Below are 15,828 nucleotides of genomic sequence, written 5' to 3' on the forward strand. Positions count from 1 at the left end.
AAAATCGCGGAAAGCCAATAGCACACCGCATTCCCCCTGCGTAAAAACGCAGTTGCGGCTTATATTACCCGTCAATGGCCGGATTGTATATGCAATTATTTATAATAATTTTACAGCAAAACTAAAACTTACCTACTATGAATGATTTTCCAAAAAGGCCGATCCCTTCGGATACCGGCGCTTTCATTTCACTTGAAGAAATGGTCACCCTTACAAAAAATCACGATGAGGATCATGTAAATCAGAAATCCTTTGGTACCCATGTTAAGGCGATGTGTTTTGGTAAGGATAAAATTATTGAGTTGCTTGACCAGCCCGGCGCAACTGCTTTAAGAATCTATTATGGTATTAAAGTAGATACCGACGGAGATGGAATAAAGGAGAAGAAGATGATCCTGGTAGCGGTAGATGAAGAGGGCAATGATATACTCCCTACTGAAACCACCAATGCCGGCCCTGGTGGCGTAGTGTCCAAAGGCGCTATGGCGAAAATTCTTGATTCAGGACTACCATGCCCCGAATATTGCTCAAAACCAGGAGGAAAAGGATAAGTGATAAATAATATCATCAACACAGCCATCTCGTGAATGTAACTTTATTTTATACTATTTTTTACAGCATGGTGGGGGTCGAAGCACTGGTCTTGATCCCCTTCCTTTTAAATTATAAGTCCCTGAATTTTTCATCCAGGTGCCTGCTTTTTTATATAGTAAGCTGTATTGTCTTTGCCGGAGGGTCTGTTCTTGTACAACGGTATATCGGGAATAACATGTGGTTTTTCAGCCTTATGCACTTCATCCAGTTTGCGATCCTCTCTGTATTTTACTACCGGAATATTTCTAACCCCACTATGAAAAGCATTGTAAAGTATATGCCTTTCCTGTTACTGGCGATATTTATATTTGACCTGTTTTTCATAGAGGGGGTCCGCGCATTTAACTCCATTTCATCGGGAGTGAAGCAGCTTGTAGTACTTACCTATGGTCTTTATCTCTTTTTACAACTGCTCAGAGACAGGAATCTTATTGAAAAATCGATATACATTGATTCTTTACCAATATTCTGGTATAATTCAGGGATCTTCATCTTTGCCTGTACCGAATTTCTATTTTGCATCAGCTATAACCACCTGCAGGCGCTTTTCACCACGGGAATAGCCAGAATGGGGATGACCATCGCAATATTGAGTATCAATTATATTGTTGGAATGATATCAATGATTCTTCTTTATATTGGGTTCTCTAAGATCAAAAAACTAAAACATGCGAATTATTGATGTTATTGTAATTGGTACTACAGTAATGTTAATGCTGGGAGTGATCGTGATATTGCTGGTAATGCTCCAACAAAAAATGGTTATCCAACATAAACTTGATATACGTGACAAGGACCTCCAGCTCCAACGGGAACGCCTCATCGCAGTACTCCAGGGACAGGAACAGGAACGCAAACGTATTGCGGAAGACCTGCACGACGAAGTGGGCGCCCAGCTATCCGTGCTGAAACTCAACCTGGGCGGCCTGCAGCCACTGCTGAAAACCGGCAACGGCGAAACAGAGCGGCTTAAGGAAACCAAAGACTTCACAGACACCATTATACAACAACTGCGGTTCATCTCCCAAAGCCTGCACCCCCAGGCGTTGGAAAACCTGGGCCTGGCACATGCGCTGGACTCCTTCTGCAACCTGATGAACAAAAACAAGCAGGTAAAAATAGCTTTTAAAACTGCCGGCAACGGGCAAACCGTTGACCGTGAGAAGGCACTGAATGTATACCGCGTAGTACAGGAACTCATCAATAATATCCTGAAACATGCACAGGCAACAGAAGTACTGATCACTTATCAAACCACTCCTTCCCTGCTTACCCTCACCGTGGAAGACAATGGAAACGGCGCTTTACTAACGTCGCTGGCCGCTTCCCGTACCAAAACCGGCAGCCTGGGACTTAAAAATATTGAAAGCCGCCTCAATATTATCGGTGGAAACATTAACTTCACTCCCGGAACACCACAAGGTACCATTGCTACGATAAGTGTAGAGAATTATCAGTCACCTGCACAGAATAGTTGATACTTATGTTGTTTTATTACTAAATTGCCATCCGGTTGTGTTGAACCCGCTTGTAACGACATGACTCATAGTAATTTATTCTAAATAAAATAATAGCAAATCTTCTAACTGTCCACCTATGGCACACATAAAAGTGGCCATTGCTGATGATCACAAGATCTTCCGCAGTGGAGTCATAAACACACTGATTCCTTATGAAAATATCAGCTTCGTTTTTGAAGCCGACGACGGCCTGCATCTGCTGCAGATCATGGAAACACAACAACCGGATGTTATTCTGATGGATCTTAAAATGCCTAATATGGATGGCATCGAAGCCACCATTAAGGTAAAGGAAAAGTATCCTGACGTAAAGATCATTATACTCACCATGTACGAAGACGACAACTTCATTGTACACCTGGTGGAAAACGGCGCCAACGCCTACCTGTTGAAAAACGCGGAACCGGAAGAGATCTATGAAGCCATCTGTACCACCTTTGAAAAAGGATTTTACTTTAATGATAACGTAAACCTGGCACTGCTTAAAAAAGTATTACACAAAAACAAACAACAATTTAAGCCAACACTCAAAAACGAAATCCAGCTCAATGACCGGGAGCAGGAAGTACTGAAGCTGATCTGCAATGAACTGACTACCCAGGAAATTTCTGAACAGATTTTCCTGAGCCCCCGTACTGTAGAGGGTATCCGTCAAAAACTACTGGAAAAAATCAACGTTAAAAACAGCGTTGGCCTGGTACTGTATGCATTCCGTAACGGATTAATAGAATAGTTTTAAATACCCACCAAATATGAGTACTATCAGAACCTTTGCCGCTACAGCTGGCGCTATGCTGCTGTTGTATGCCGGCACTACCCTGGCCCAGGGCATTAAAATGCCTGCGCCAAGTCCTACGCAAACCATTAAACAGGACTTCGCTTTATCCAATATAGAGCTGAGCTACTCCCGTCCGCTGAAAAACGGCCGTGTAATCATGGGCGACCTGGTGCCTTATGGTAAAGTTTGGAGAACCGGCGCCAACAGCGCTACCACCGTTACCTTCGGAGAAGATGTAACTTTCGGCGGCGTACCCGTGAAAGCTGGTAAATATGGTTTACTTTCTATCCCCGGCGCACAGTCATGGACCGTTATCCTGACCAGCAGCCTCGATGTAACCAGCCCCGCCGCTTACAAACCTGAAAACGATGTGGCCCGTGTAAACGTAAAACCCGTTGCCACTCCTTTCAGCCAGGAAAGCTTTACCATCGGATTTGAAAATGTACGTTCCAATTCCGTAGTACTGGCCCTTAGCTGGGATAAAACCAAAGTACCCGTAGTGATCAAAGCGGACATCGACGATAAAATTACCGCACAGATCAACGATGCCATGCAGAACGCCGAAAAGAAACCTTACTTCCAGGCAGCCGTATATTACTATGAAAATGGTAAAGACATCAACAAAGCGGTAGAATGGATCAATGAGGCTGCTACACAAAGCCCCGACGCTTTTTGGGTATGGTATCAGAAAGCCCGCATCAATGCGAAAGCTAAAAATGTGAAAGTAGCAAAAGAAGCAGCACAGAAGTCAATAGAACTGGCTACTACTGCTAAAAACGACGACTATGTAACGTTGAACAAAAAGTTACTGGCTACCTTAAAATAAGCAGCACGCGCGGAGGTAGTCTGAATCGGGATTAGGCTGATTAAGCTGATTTAGGGATTTGACCACTTTTGATTTTAAAAGATTAAGGGAGATAAAGCGGATCATTCGCTTTATCTCCCTTAATCTTTTAAAATCCTTATAAAATCCAAAAAGTAAAATCAATGAAATCAGTATAATCAGCCTAATCCCGATTCAGACAACCTCCGCGTATTCACAAAATACTGGAAGATCCAACCCAGCAATACCACCAGCATACAACCAATCGCATTAAGCCAGAGGAAAGACACCGTACCGGTCCAGTAAATCACCAACACCACTATTTCCCCGATAATAGCCGCCCAGAAAGTAGCCGTGCCGCCTACCCGCTTCAGGTAAAAAGCCACCATGAAAATACCCAGGATCACCCCGTAAAACCAGGAACCCAGCACATTCACTACTTCTATCAAACTACCGAGGCTCCCCGCAAACTGCGCCACCAGGATACAGAATACACCCCAGATCAATGTCCACAGTTTGGATATTTTGAGATAATGCTCTTCTGATGCATGCTCGTTGTACAATCTTTTGTACACATCTATCACCGTGGTAGACGCCAGCGAATTGAGTGCCGCAGCAATACTGCCCCAGGCCGCCAGGAAAATGATGGCAATCAGTAATCCCACCAGCCCTTTTGGCAAACTGTTCACCACAAAGTGAAGGAATATATAGTTGGTATCGTTGGTATCCGCAGTAGGGTCTGATTCTTTGATGAGCGACAGCGCTTCCGTTCTTACCTCCTGCGACTGATCATCCGTTTGCTGTAATGCTTTTTTTGCGGAGGCAATTTGTGCGTGGTTGTCTGTTTCCAGCGCAGCGGCCAGTTGCTTTACCTGCTGCTGTTTCAACGAACCCAGTTCATTGTACTGATCTTCCAGCTTCTGCAGCGCCGGCCCCTGTTCAGTTTTATGCACCCTTGCCAGTTGTGCTTCATTAAAGAAAATGGGCGCACGGAAATACAGGTAAAAAACAAATACCAGGGCGCCTATCAGCAGGATCAGGAATTGCATGGGTACCTTCACCAGGCCATTCATCAGCAGGCCCATACGGCTTTCTTTTATCGATTTTGCAGTAAGGTAACGGCCCACCTGCGACTGATCCGTACCGAAGTACGACAGCGCCAGGAAGAACCCTCCTATCACCCCGCTCCAGATATTGTATTTATCCTGCCAGTCGAATTTCGTCACAATCACATTCAGCTTATCCATTTTACCGGATACCTGCAACGCCTGTTTAAAACCAATATCCGCCGGTAACAGGTGCACTACCATCCAGCCTGCGAGGAACATACCACCAAAGATGATGGCCAGCTGGAACGTTTGTGTGTAGGCCACTGCGCGGGTACCGCCCGCCACGGTATAAATGATCAGCAATCCGCCCATGATCATATTTGTCCAGTACAGGTTCCAGCCCAGTAAGGATGACAAGATAATAGAAGGTGCGCAGATGCTGATACCGGTTGATAAACCGCGTTGGATCAGGAATAATGAAGACGCGAGGGTACGTGTTTTCAGATCAAACCGTTGTTCCAGGAATTCATAAGCCGTATATACTTTCAGTTTATGGAAGATGGGAACAAACGTAATACAAAGCACTACCATTGCCAGGGGCAAGCCGAAGTAATATTGTACAAAGCGCATTCCGTCCGTATATGCCTGGCCGGGCGCTGATATAAAGGTAATGGCACTGGCCTGGGTACCAATGATCGACAGCAGAATGATATACCAGGGCATAGACTGGTTATCCAGGAAATAACTTTCCATGTTTCGCTGGCCACGGCTTTTCCAGACACCATAAAATATAATTACAGTGAGGGTACCAATCAGTACTATCCAATCTAAAGGACTCATGAAAATGTTTTGGTGAATAAGTAGAAGAATACTACCAGTAACAGCAACCAGGCTATTACCAATACGTACCACCACCCCCATGATGGAAACAACGGCGGTTTTTCTTCCTGCAGGTTATCTGCTGCCATAGTTTAATCGTTTGAATTGCTTTTAGTCCACATACTGCTGGTCAACAGTCCCAGTGCAATACCAATGATCAATCCCACCTGTACGCGCTTGATGGTAAATCCTATCAGCAAGCCGAGGATAATACAAAAGCCGGCAGCGATCTTCAGCCTGGGACGATTTTGTTGATGCTTCTTACTCATTTTCTTTCATCCCCTATTTTACAGAAATCAGGTTTACAAATAAACGATAGGCGCCGGGTACGCCGGCTGGCAGCTGCCTGAAAAATGATAAGCCGGTATATACATAGCATCCTTTGCCATAGCGGGCAACGAGGGTAGATCCATCGAGCGGGCCTTCTCCTTTGTCGTTCATGCTGAAAGGCTTATCATATGCTTTGTCGGCATTAGCCGTGTAATATAATCCTCTTTCCTGTACCCATCCGTTAAAATCGGCGGCGGTAATTTCGTTTGGATAATGCAGCACCGGGTCTTTCGGGTTATTAAAGGTTACCGTAGCATTTTCATCTGTTACCCTGTCGCGCGACAGTCCGAACGGATACGGTCCCAGGTTGCCGGTTACCAGCGGGCCATTCACGTTGTACTGGATCACCAGTTTGCCGCCGTTGTTTACATATTCCATCAGCTTTGGCTGCCAGTATTTCATACGTGCGTTTACGTTATAAGCGCGCACGCCGGTGATAATGGCATCATATTGTTGCAGGCTGCCATTCATGATATCTTTTTCGCCCAGCTCGGTTACATCGTATCCTACCTGGCGGAGCGATGCCGCCACCATATCGCCTGCGCCGGGGATATATCCGAGGCGGTTGCCGTTATGTTTCAGATTAACGGATACCAGCCTGGCCTGCGCCGGAGGGAATAGGGTGATTACGGGAATATGATCGTAGCGGATCTGTTGCAGGCTTTGCGTATATTCTTTACCGTTACAGGTCATTACAACGGTAAAAGTATCTGCATGATTTTCTGCTACTCCTTTAACCGGCTTGATATCAAACCGGAGTTCCACCTCATCCCCTTTCTGTTTTAAGCTGAAGGGCTGGCTGTTGCCGTCGGTAAAGCCGGCGGGTAATTGCAGGCGTACCGTTCCCTGTGTGTTATCGGCCATGGCGCGGAGCTTCACCGGCACCGACTGTGCTTTGGTATCTGTAAAAATATATACCTGGTTGCTGAGATCGGCCACTACCGGTGGCGCTATTACCAGCGGCTGGTACAGCTCTCCTTTTACCGGGTCGGTGTATTTATATTGTAAGGCGCGTGCAATGGTAAATGGTTGTCCGCCGATAGTAAGATGGATTTGCGCCTGCAATGCAGGAATATTCTCCGGGTTGCCTACCAGCAACGGATCATTGATGATGTAAGTGCCTACCGGGTGTGCGTCTGCCAGCCAATAAGGTTGCGACTCCGGTGTGTTGGCGGGTACCTGCAATGTTTTGGAGATGCTGGTAAATTTATTGAAGGCCAGTGGTTGCGGATCGCCGGCGTTGATGTTGCCGGGCAGATCTATCTTATCCAATGTTATTTTTACCGGGCCCCTGTTGATCAGCTGCACGGTGGCTTCCATATTGGTTCCGGGCACTACGGTGGGCGATGTGCTGTAAGCCTCTGCCCATAAGCCTGCGCAGGCATAGATCAGTTGCTCGGTTTCTTTCAGTTTGAGATTGCGCCAGTATCCTTCGGGTAAAGCCTGAATGGCACTGCGTATTTCCAGCAGGGCTGGTACGGAGGCGGCAGGATCTTCCATGTTGTAAGCAGCCAGTGCGGCGTCTACAAGGGCGCCTACTTTAGCGCCGCCGGAAATCCTTGTCCAGCTGGTATTGATATCGTCGAGTAAGCTGTTTTTTGGTGTGTTGCCTTTAATGGTCAGGAAATATTCCTGCGAGGTGCCGCGGGATGCCGGTACGCCAAATCCCTGGCTCTTGTGCTGGGAGCGGCTTTCAGCGGCTATTTCCCCGAAGCCTTTTCCAAGCAATGGGTTGTAAGCGCCTACGTCTATTTTAAACTGATCGTCGGAAGTGGTGTTCACGTTGCCAAAGCTGAAGGTATTCCAGAGGATCCGTTTGGCCTGCCAGGGTTTCACCACTTTTAACTGTTCCGGAAAGCGTTTTGGATCGGCGGCGGCGCTATACGCTTCTTCCGCCAGCATGGCCGAAGCGGTATGATGCCCGTGCCCGGCGCGACTATCGGCCGGGAAGCGGCAGATGATCACATCCGGTTGAAATTTACGGATCATATATACTACATCTCCCAGGATCTGTTCCCGGTTCCAGATGGTAAATGTTTCCTGCGGATTTTTGGAGAAGCCGAAGTCCTGCGCGCGGGTAAAGAACTGTTCCGCTCCATCGATGCGGCGTGCTGCCAGTAGTTCCTGCGTGCGGATCAGTCCCAGTAATTCTGACTGTTCGTTACCTACGAGGTTTTGCCCGCCATCACCGCGGGTGAGCGACAGGTAGCCGGTGCGATACAGTTTTTCTTTTGCCAGGTAACCGAGCAAACGGGTATTTTCATCGTCCGGGTGGGCGGCAATGTATAATACGCTTCCCAGCGTATCTAACTTTTTTAATTGCAGTTTTATGTCGGCTGCGTTCCATACAGGTGAAGGCTGTGCCAATGCGGGTAAACCCAATGCTGCCAATAAAATTATAACCAGTGCGGTAGATCGTCTTATAAACATTTGGTGGTACGTGAATTTACAGATGGCCAAAAGTAATAATTAATTAGTGGGACGGGAAGATAAATATGATGAGCGTAGCAGAACATAGGATAGTTGTACTCCAGGTACATATATGAACAGTGACTGTATCAAAAACGAACAATTTAAATATATTCTAAATATACATTATTTTGGTTTATATGTGTCCCGGGCAATGGCATCCTCTTTGGAGCCATACGAACCACATATTCTCTGCTATGCTAAAAAACTACCTGACGGTTGCCTGGCGCAATCTGATCAAAGACCGCCGGTTTGCTTTTCTTAACTTAATTGGTTTATCTACAGGACTCGCCTGTGCGCTCCTGATTTATGTGTGGGTACAGGATGAATTAAGCATTGACAAATTCCATAAGAAAGACGCCACGCTTTTCCAGGTATTGGAAAACAGGGTGCAGGCAAGCGGCATCTGGACGGCGAAATCATCTCCGGTACCTATGCCCGAAGCCTTGAAAAAAGACATGCCTGAGGTAGAATATGCCGCCTATATATCTCCCCTGAGGGCATCTACACTCTCTGTAAAAGATGATGATGGCATAAGGACTAAAGGAAAATACGCCGACAAAGATTTTTTCAATATGTTCTCTTATGATCTGATTGAGGGAAATCCGGATCAGGTGCTGGCAGATCCAACATCTATTGTGTTATCTGATGTAATGGCTACCAAATTGTTTGGCAGCTCCAAAAATGTGGTAGGTAAAACAGTAGACCACCAGCATCAGCAAAAATTTGTTGTTTCCGGTGTATTTAAGGCGCCTGATCAACATTCGTCTGAACAATTCGACTTTGTTTTACCCGTCCGTGCACTGGATATGATAAAGCAAAACGCCAATAATTGGGACAATACAGGGTATTATACGTTTATAACATTAAAGCCGGGCACCAACGTTGACAAGTTCAATGCTAAAATCGCCAACTACATTAAGGTTAAAACAAACAGTGAAATTACTTACCGTACGCCATTCATTCAGCGCTATTCAGAGAACTACCTGTATGGCCGCTATGAGAACGGTATCCAGGTGGGAGGCCGGATAGATTATGTACGCCTGTTTTCCATCATTGCCATTTTTATACTAGTGATCGCCTGTATCAATTTCATGAACCTGTCTACCGCCAAAGCATCCGGCAGAGCAAAAGAGGTAGGCATTAAAAAAGCAATGGGCGCCGGCCGTGGCACACTTATTCTTCAATATCTCGGCGAATCTATGTTAATGGCTTTTGCGTCTCTGTTGCTCGCTATTCTAATGGTGATATTGTTCCTTCCGGTTTTCAATAATATTACAGGGAAGCAGCTTTCGCTGTACCATTTTGATAAAACACTGATACTGGCAGGACTTGGCATTACACTCTTTACTGGTTTAGTAGCGGGCAGTTATCCTGCATTTCATCTTTCAGGTTTTAAGCCTGCTGCGGTATTGAAAGGAAAGATCAACGGCTCTGTAGGAGAACTGCTGATCCGGAAAGGATTGGTTGTCTTCCAATTTTCCCTCTCTATTATACTGATCGTTGCGGTATTAGTTGTTTACAGGCAGATCAGCTTTATCCAGACAAAAAATCTTGGCTACGACAGGGACCATATAGTTACGTTTCCGAGAGAAGGAAAGCTGTCGCAGTATGAGGTAAGTGAACGTTTTCTTGCTGAGGTGAAAGAGATACCGGGCGTAACAACCGCCTCAGGTATGGGGCATGGGTTGACTGGTCATAGCAGCGGTACTTCCGACGTGATATGGCCAGGAAAAGATCTGAAGGATGCCACCGAATTTGAAGTGGTACCTGTAAATTATGACCTGTTGAAAACGCTGGATATAAAAATAAAAGAAGGCCGGGATTTTTCCCGCGACTTTGGCGCAGATAGTTCCATGCTTATCTTCAACGAAGCAGCAGTGAAGTTCATGGGGATGAAAGACCCTATTGGAAAGCAGGTTAAATTATGGGGAGATAACATGCGGATTGGAGGAGTTGTGAAGGACTTTCATTTTGAATCGCTTCATGAAGAGGTAAAGCCGCTGTTTTTTCAGCTGGCTCCCCAGGATGCCAACCGGTTTATGATTAAAATACAAACAGGCCGGGAGAAAGCCGTAATAGCCAGGCTGCAGGAATTGTACCTGCAAATGAATCCAGGGTTCTCATTTGAATATAAATTCCTGGATGAAAGATACCAGACTTTATATGCTGCTGAAAACCAGATCTCCCAGTTGTCAAAATATTTTGCAGGTCTGGCGATTCTCATCTCCTGTCTTGGTTTATTCGGACTGGCCGCCTTTACCGCGCAGCGGAGAAATAAAGAAATTGGCATCCGGAAAGTACTGGGCGCTACGGTGAGCACTATTGTGATGATGCTGTCAAAAGATTTCCTGCGACTGGTGTTAATCGCCATGCTGATTGGCTTCCCCGTGGCATGGTGGGCTACTTCGCAATGGTTGAAAGGGTTTGTCTACAGCATTCATATAGATGCGGGTGTGTTTTTAATTGCGGGTATTTCAATCATCCTGCTCACCTTCCTCACCATCAGTTTCCAATCAGTGAAAGCAGCATTGGCTAACCCGGTGAAGAGTTTGAAATCCGAATAGGCGTTAACGTTAGTGCATAAATAGAAAAGGCCCGGTGAGAACCACCGGGCCTTTATTTCTTCATAAGCAAAAATCCAACCAGCTCGTAAGCAAAAACCAATTATTAACAAAGGCGGTTTAGATTTAATTGTAACCTTCGTTCTGCTGGTTGCGTATGTTGGGGTTAGCATCCAGTTCTCTTTGTGGTATGGGCAATATTACTTTCGTATTAGGCCACACTACCAGTATCGTTTTGTCACTCGCCAGGTATTTGGTGAATGAACGTTTTGTTCTGATTAAGTCAAACAGCCGGTGCCCTTCAAAGGCCAGTTCCTTTCTTCTTTCCAACAGGATTGCGTCCAGGAGTGCCGGTCCGGTAACGGTTACCGGCGGGGCGTTATGGTCGGCGCGCTGTGCCACCAGTTGCAGGTCAGCCTGTGCTTCCGCGGTGCTTCCAAGGTGTGCTGCTGCTTCTGCACGGATCAGGTACAATTCTGCCAGCCGCATCACTTTAATACTTTCTGTAAACGTGCTCACATCTTTGTATTTGGTGATGATGTTTGCCGGATCTTCGCCACCGTTGCCGGAGCGCTTACCCTTCTGCAGAAAATCCCTTCTTACATCTGTTGCCTGGTAGATATTGTAGATGTTATTCGTTGCGAGTACATCACCGTATCCATCCTGGCTGAACATATAACTTAAGCCATCTGTATTCCGGTTATCTACCGGGGTATTGATGATTTCAAAAACTGTTTCATTGTTGTTGGTGATCTTAAAATCGCTCACCAGTTTTTCGTTGGGCAATAATGCGTATTTATTGGACTGGATCACTGCGTTCGCGTAAGTGGCGGCGCCCTGCCAGTCTTCTTTATACAACAATATCCTCGACAACAACGCTTTGGCAGAATACACATTAATACGTCCGGAAGAGAAAGCGGTGCTTTTGCTTTCTTCGAACCGGCTGATCGCCGTGGTGAGGTCGCGGATGATTTGCGCATACGTATCTTTTATACTGCTGCGTGAGGGCGACTGCACCGAATCCACGTTGGTGATGGTCACAATAGGAATTCCCATGTGAGTGGCACCGGGCGTATAATTATACGGTTGCGCAAACATGCGCGCTATATCAAAGAACACCTGCGCACGCAATGCGTATGCTTCTGCCACAATCTGTTTTGCCTCTGTGCTGTCGGCCGCCGATGGTAACAGGGAAATGTAAGGCCCTTTCATAATTACCATATTGGCATTAGCTACTACAGCATATAATTGATTCCAGGAATCGGTAGTATACTGATCGTTGGCCGTAACAATATACTGGTCCTGGTTACGATACCGGTTGCTGTTGATGACACTGATAAAACCATTGTCGGACCGGAGATCCGGCAGCAGCGGCATAGTACGTCCATAATAATTTTCATTCTGCATCAGCGAATACACGCCGTTGATGGCTGCCCGCAGCCCGGGCAGGTCGGTAATAGCGCGGCCTGTTTCTGTTGACTGATCCGGCTTCTGATCAAGGAAATCCTTGCTGCAGGCGCCGAGTAAGCCAGCCAGTAATATCAGTACCCCGTATGTATATTTCTTTTGCATGAATACCTTAAAAATTTACATCCAATCCTACCAGGAAGGTTTTAAATACCGGCGGACGCTGGTCGTAATCCCCTGTTACCGGTACTTCCGGGTCCATGGTGAGATACTTGTCTTTTACATACGTCCATAAATTATTGCCGCGTACATATATTTTCACTTCGTTGATGTTGGCTTTCCTTAACCAGTTTTGTTGCAGGTTGTAGGCCAGCATCACATCCCTCAGCCGGATGAAACTGCCGTCGTACAGGAACCTGGACGAGCTTTGGTTGCTTAACCCCGATTGTGTGCCACCGAATACTACTTTGGGTACGTTGGTGATATCACCGGGTTTCTGCCAGCGGTTTTCGTAGATGAGGCGCGACATTTTTGCGCCGCCGCCAAATCCGCCGCTGCCGTCTGATTCTGTGAATGTGCCCCAGTTGTCGTATACTTTATTTCCCCAGTTATAAAAGAACTGGAAGCTCAGATCAAATCCTTTGTAGCTGAAATAGTTGGTAACGCCGCCATAAAATTTTGGCAGGGCGCTTCCCTGGTTAAACCGTTGCGCTTCGCCGTAAGAGTTGGTGGTAGTGGTTTTAGACGCATCTTTATACCACAGTGCTTCACCGGTTTTCGGATCGGCTCCTGCAAATCCTACCAGGAAAAACTGGTAGAAATCAGTACCTACTTCCCTTTTGTACGGCACGCTGGTAATCGGATTATCCAGCCGGGTAATTTTATTATTCAGCGTAGAGATGTTGGCATCTGTATGCCATGAGAATTCATTTTCGTTTTTTGCGATGATGTTGCGGGAGGAAAGAGATATTTCCCAGCCGCTGTTTTTCATCTCACCGTTATTTCTAAAAACAGTGGTAATACCATTTGCAGAAGATACCGGTACATTAAGCAGTAACCGCGAAGTGGTTCTGTTATAATATTCCACCGTACCGGACAACCTGTTTTTAAGCAGGGCAAAATCGAGTCCTATATTAAATGGCCGGTTCTGCTCCCATGTAAGGAAGGGATTGGGGTATTGCGTAAGCACATACCCCGGTTTCCCGTCATAATCATTTGCCGGACTATACAGCGACAATGAAGCATAGTTATCAATAGCCTGGTTTCCGTTGCTGCCGTAGCTCGCTCTTATCTTTAGTTCGTTAATAACGCTTACATTCTGGAGGAATGGCTCACGGTAGATATTCCACGCGGTTCCGATAGACCAGAATGCGGCACTTCTTTTCTGACGGCCAAACCTCGAAGAGGCGTCTCTCCGGATGGAGGCTGTCAGGTAATATTTCTGTTTGTAATCGTAGCTGTTATTCAGAAACAGTCCTGTTAATGAATTGGCGCTGGATACAGAGGATACACTTTCCGGTTTGGAAGCGTCTGCCAGCAGTTGCAGATCCGGCAGCAGGTTAGATGCTGCTGACGCGTTGCCGCTGTTGGTAGTTTTCTGCGCTTCGTATCCTATAAAAGTGTTGATCCCGTGGTAACCCCATCGTCTGTTGAACCGCAGGATATTTGTAGATACCCAGTTGTTCCACAGGCTGTTGTTCACCGATACCCAGCCATTGGTATTTCTTCCATCCCCGAATCCCGGTGCAAAAAATGAATTGCTGCGGGCGTAGTTCAGGTCGAGACTGATCTTCGTTTCAAAGGAAAGAAAATCAGTGAAGGCGTATTTGGCGCCGGCGCCTCCGAGCAGGCCATAGATGGTACCTGTGCGGGTATCGCCATTCAGTACGGCCACCGGGTTAAAGGTGTTGTTGTAGCTGAAGTCGTAGCTGCCATCTGCGTTATAAATTTTCAGCCACGGTTGCAAACGAACGAGTGAGCGTACCGGGTTGGCCATCAGTCCTACATCTCCTACTGCGTTTGCGCGCTGGTAGGATAACGACAGGTTAACGTCGAACGATAAGCGGTTGGTGGCCTGGTTGCTCAGGTTGAGCTTACCCGTCATACGTTTATAGTCCACTCCTTTCAGGGCTGATTTGGAATCATATAAGCCGCCGGAAACATAAAATTTTGTTTTATTACTTCCGCCTGCGGCAGATAGATTAGCCTGTGTATAGCTTCCGTGGCGCGTTAGCACATCGATCCAGTTGGTATTAACGGTAGTATCCACACCACGTGCGCGGAGTTCCCGTTGAAAACCTGCTTCGCCGGTGCCATCTGCTTTGTGCGCCCATCCTTCACGGAGGAGTTCCATCATCTCTTTGGTATTGAGCGGATAGTTGGCCTGCGGAATGGTGAGCTGGTTGCTGCCTCTTTGTACGGTTGCACTGATCTTTGTTCTGCCCAGGCTGCCGGTTTTCGTTGTAATTAATATTACGCCGTTGGCAGCGCGGGAGCCATAGATCGACGCAGAAGCTGCATCTTTTAAAACAGAGATAGAGGCGATATCAGCGCTGTTAATTCCTGCGAGGGAATTAACATTATAATCGGTGAGGTTGTCTGTTACCACAGGTGTGCCGTCTACCACGTAAAGTGGCGAGCTGCCTGCGGTAATAGAACCTATACCACGTATGTGAATACTGGGTATGGAACCGGGCTGGCCGGAACCATTGGTAGATTGTAAGCCGGGTACATTGCCTTGTAAGCTTTCCTGGAAGCTGCTACGGGGCGCTTTATCATACAATGAAGCACTGACCATAGTAGCTGAACCTGTCAAAGAACTTTTTGTTTGCACGCCATAAGCCACTACCACCACTTCGTTCAATCCTTTGGAATCGTCTTTCAGCATAATGTTGAGGGGAGCAGTGTTGTTTACCGTTACCCGCTGTTCTTCATAACCGATGAAAGAACAGATCAACGTTGCTGAGGAAGGCGCTTCCATATGGAATGTTCCATTCTCATCTGTAGTAGTTCCCTTATTGAGCCCTGCAATACGCAAACTCACACCTGGCAGCGGATGTCCGAAAACATCTGTTACCGTTCCGTTGATACTGATATTCCTGATCTCTTTGTTTTCAGGCGCTATTGCCACAAGGGTGGCAGAAAGCTGCTTAAATGTGAGGCCGGTGTTTTTCAGTATCTTCTTTAAAATATCTTCAGTCGAAGCATTGGTTTCATTCACCGACACTTTTTTTCCTGCCGGAATAAGATCGTTGCGATACACAAAACGGTAACCGCTTTTCTTTTCGATCATCTTCAGCAGCCGTGTCAATGGCAATGAATCTGCTTTGATGGAAATGCGACGATCCTGTTGACCGAAGACATTCCCCGTTATTTGCAAACAGGTAATAAGAATAATAAAGGACACCAGTTTCAT

12 protein-coding genes are annotated in these 15,828 nt (G+C 46.4%); 6 read left to right on the forward strand and 6 right to left on the reverse strand.

Annotation, left to right across the window (positions count from 1 at the left end):
- The first annotated feature begins 137 nt into the window (after window positions 1-137).
- The 5 genes from PV783_RS31150 to PV783_RS31170 all read left to right on the forward strand — a co-directional run bounded on the left by PV783_RS31150 (window position 138) and on the right by PV783_RS31170 (window position 3,718).
- Entirely contained in the window at window positions 138-551 is a 414-nt protein-coding gene (locus PV783_RS31150; RefSeq protein WP_079471947.1) for a hypothetical protein, read from the forward strand.
- A 218-nt stretch (window positions 552-769) separates the two neighbouring features.
- Window positions 770-1,276, forward strand: coding sequence for a hypothetical protein (locus PV783_RS31155; RefSeq protein ID WP_133256187.1), 507 nt, complete (start codon window positions 770-772; stop codon window positions 1,274-1,276).
- Window positions 1,263-2,072 carry a sensor histidine kinase gene (locus PV783_RS31160; protein ID WP_079471949.1) on the forward strand — a complete coding sequence of 270 codons (810 nt, stop codon included), beginning with the start codon at window positions 1,263-1,265 and terminating at the stop codon, window positions 2,070-2,072. Before PV783_RS31155 ends, PV783_RS31160 begins: the two co-directional genes overlap by 14 nt.
- A gap of 118 nt (window positions 2,073-2,190) precedes the next feature.
- On the forward strand, window positions 2,191-2,847 hold the full coding sequence (locus PV783_RS31165; RefSeq protein WP_079471950.1) for a response regulator transcription factor: 657 nt from the start codon (window positions 2,191-2,193) through the stop codon (window positions 2,845-2,847).
- Between the two features lie 19 nt (window positions 2,848-2,866).
- The gene (locus PV783_RS31170; protein ID WP_079471951.1) at window positions 2,867-3,718 is read left to right on the forward strand and encodes a DUF2911 domain-containing protein; all 852 of its coding nucleotides are present in this window, start codon (window positions 2,867-2,869) and stop codon (window positions 3,716-3,718) included.
- 176 nt (window positions 3,719-3,894) lie between these two features.
- On the opposite strand, the gene PV783_RS31175 is transcribed toward PV783_RS31170, so the two are convergent.
- Genes PV783_RS31175 through PV783_RS31190 form a run of 4 tightly spaced genes read right to left on the reverse strand, consistent with a single transcriptional unit; the run spans window position 3,895 to window position 8,403 of the window.
- Complete coding sequence (locus PV783_RS31175; RefSeq protein WP_420990759.1) at window positions 3,895-5,604, reverse strand: sodium:solute symporter family transporter; 1,710 nt, start codon at window positions 5,602-5,604, stop codon at window positions 3,895-3,897.
- Entirely contained in the window at window positions 5,601-5,732 is a 132-nt protein-coding gene (locus PV783_RS31180) for a hypothetical protein (protein WP_420990760.1), read from the reverse strand. Before PV783_RS31180 ends, PV783_RS31175 begins: the two co-directional genes overlap by 4 nt.
- Window positions 5,733-5,735: 3 nt before the next feature.
- Window positions 5,736-5,912 carry a hypothetical protein gene (locus PV783_RS31185; protein ID WP_159454401.1) on the reverse strand — a complete coding sequence of 59 codons (177 nt, stop codon included), beginning with the start codon at window positions 5,910-5,912 and terminating at the stop codon, window positions 5,736-5,738.
- Between the two features lie 13 nt (window positions 5,913-5,925).
- Window positions 5,926-8,403, reverse strand: a complete 2,478-nt coding sequence (locus PV783_RS31190) for a PIG-L family deacetylase (protein ID WP_420990761.1) — start codon at window positions 8,401-8,403, stop codon at window positions 5,926-5,928.
- Window positions 8,404-8,639: 236 nt separating this feature from the next.
- Here PV783_RS31190 and PV783_RS31195 point away from each other — a divergent pair, with 236 nt between their 5' ends.
- Complete coding sequence (locus PV783_RS31195) at window positions 8,640-11,009, forward strand: ABC transporter permease (RefSeq protein WP_420990762.1); 2,370 nt, start codon at window positions 8,640-8,642, stop codon at window positions 11,007-11,009.
- 123 nt (window positions 11,010-11,132) lie between these two features.
- Here the strand turns inward: PV783_RS31195 and PV783_RS31200 are convergent, their stop codons facing one another.
- A complete protein-coding gene (locus PV783_RS31200; protein ID WP_420990763.1) occupies window positions 11,133-12,578 on the reverse strand; it encodes a RagB/SusD family nutrient uptake outer membrane protein in 1,446 nt (481 codons plus the stop codon).
- A gap of 7 nt (window positions 12,579-12,585) precedes the next feature.
- Window positions 12,586-15,828, reverse strand: coding sequence for a SusC/RagA family TonB-linked outer membrane protein (locus tag PV783_RS31205; protein WP_420990764.1), 3,243 nt, complete (start codon window positions 15,826-15,828; stop codon window positions 12,586-12,588).

The sequence above is a fragment of the Chitinophaga sp. CC14 genome (genome assembly GCF_048957795.1).
Taxonomy (GTDB): Bacteria; Bacteroidota; Bacteroidia; order Chitinophagales; family Chitinophagaceae; genus Chitinophaga; species Chitinophaga ginsengisegetis.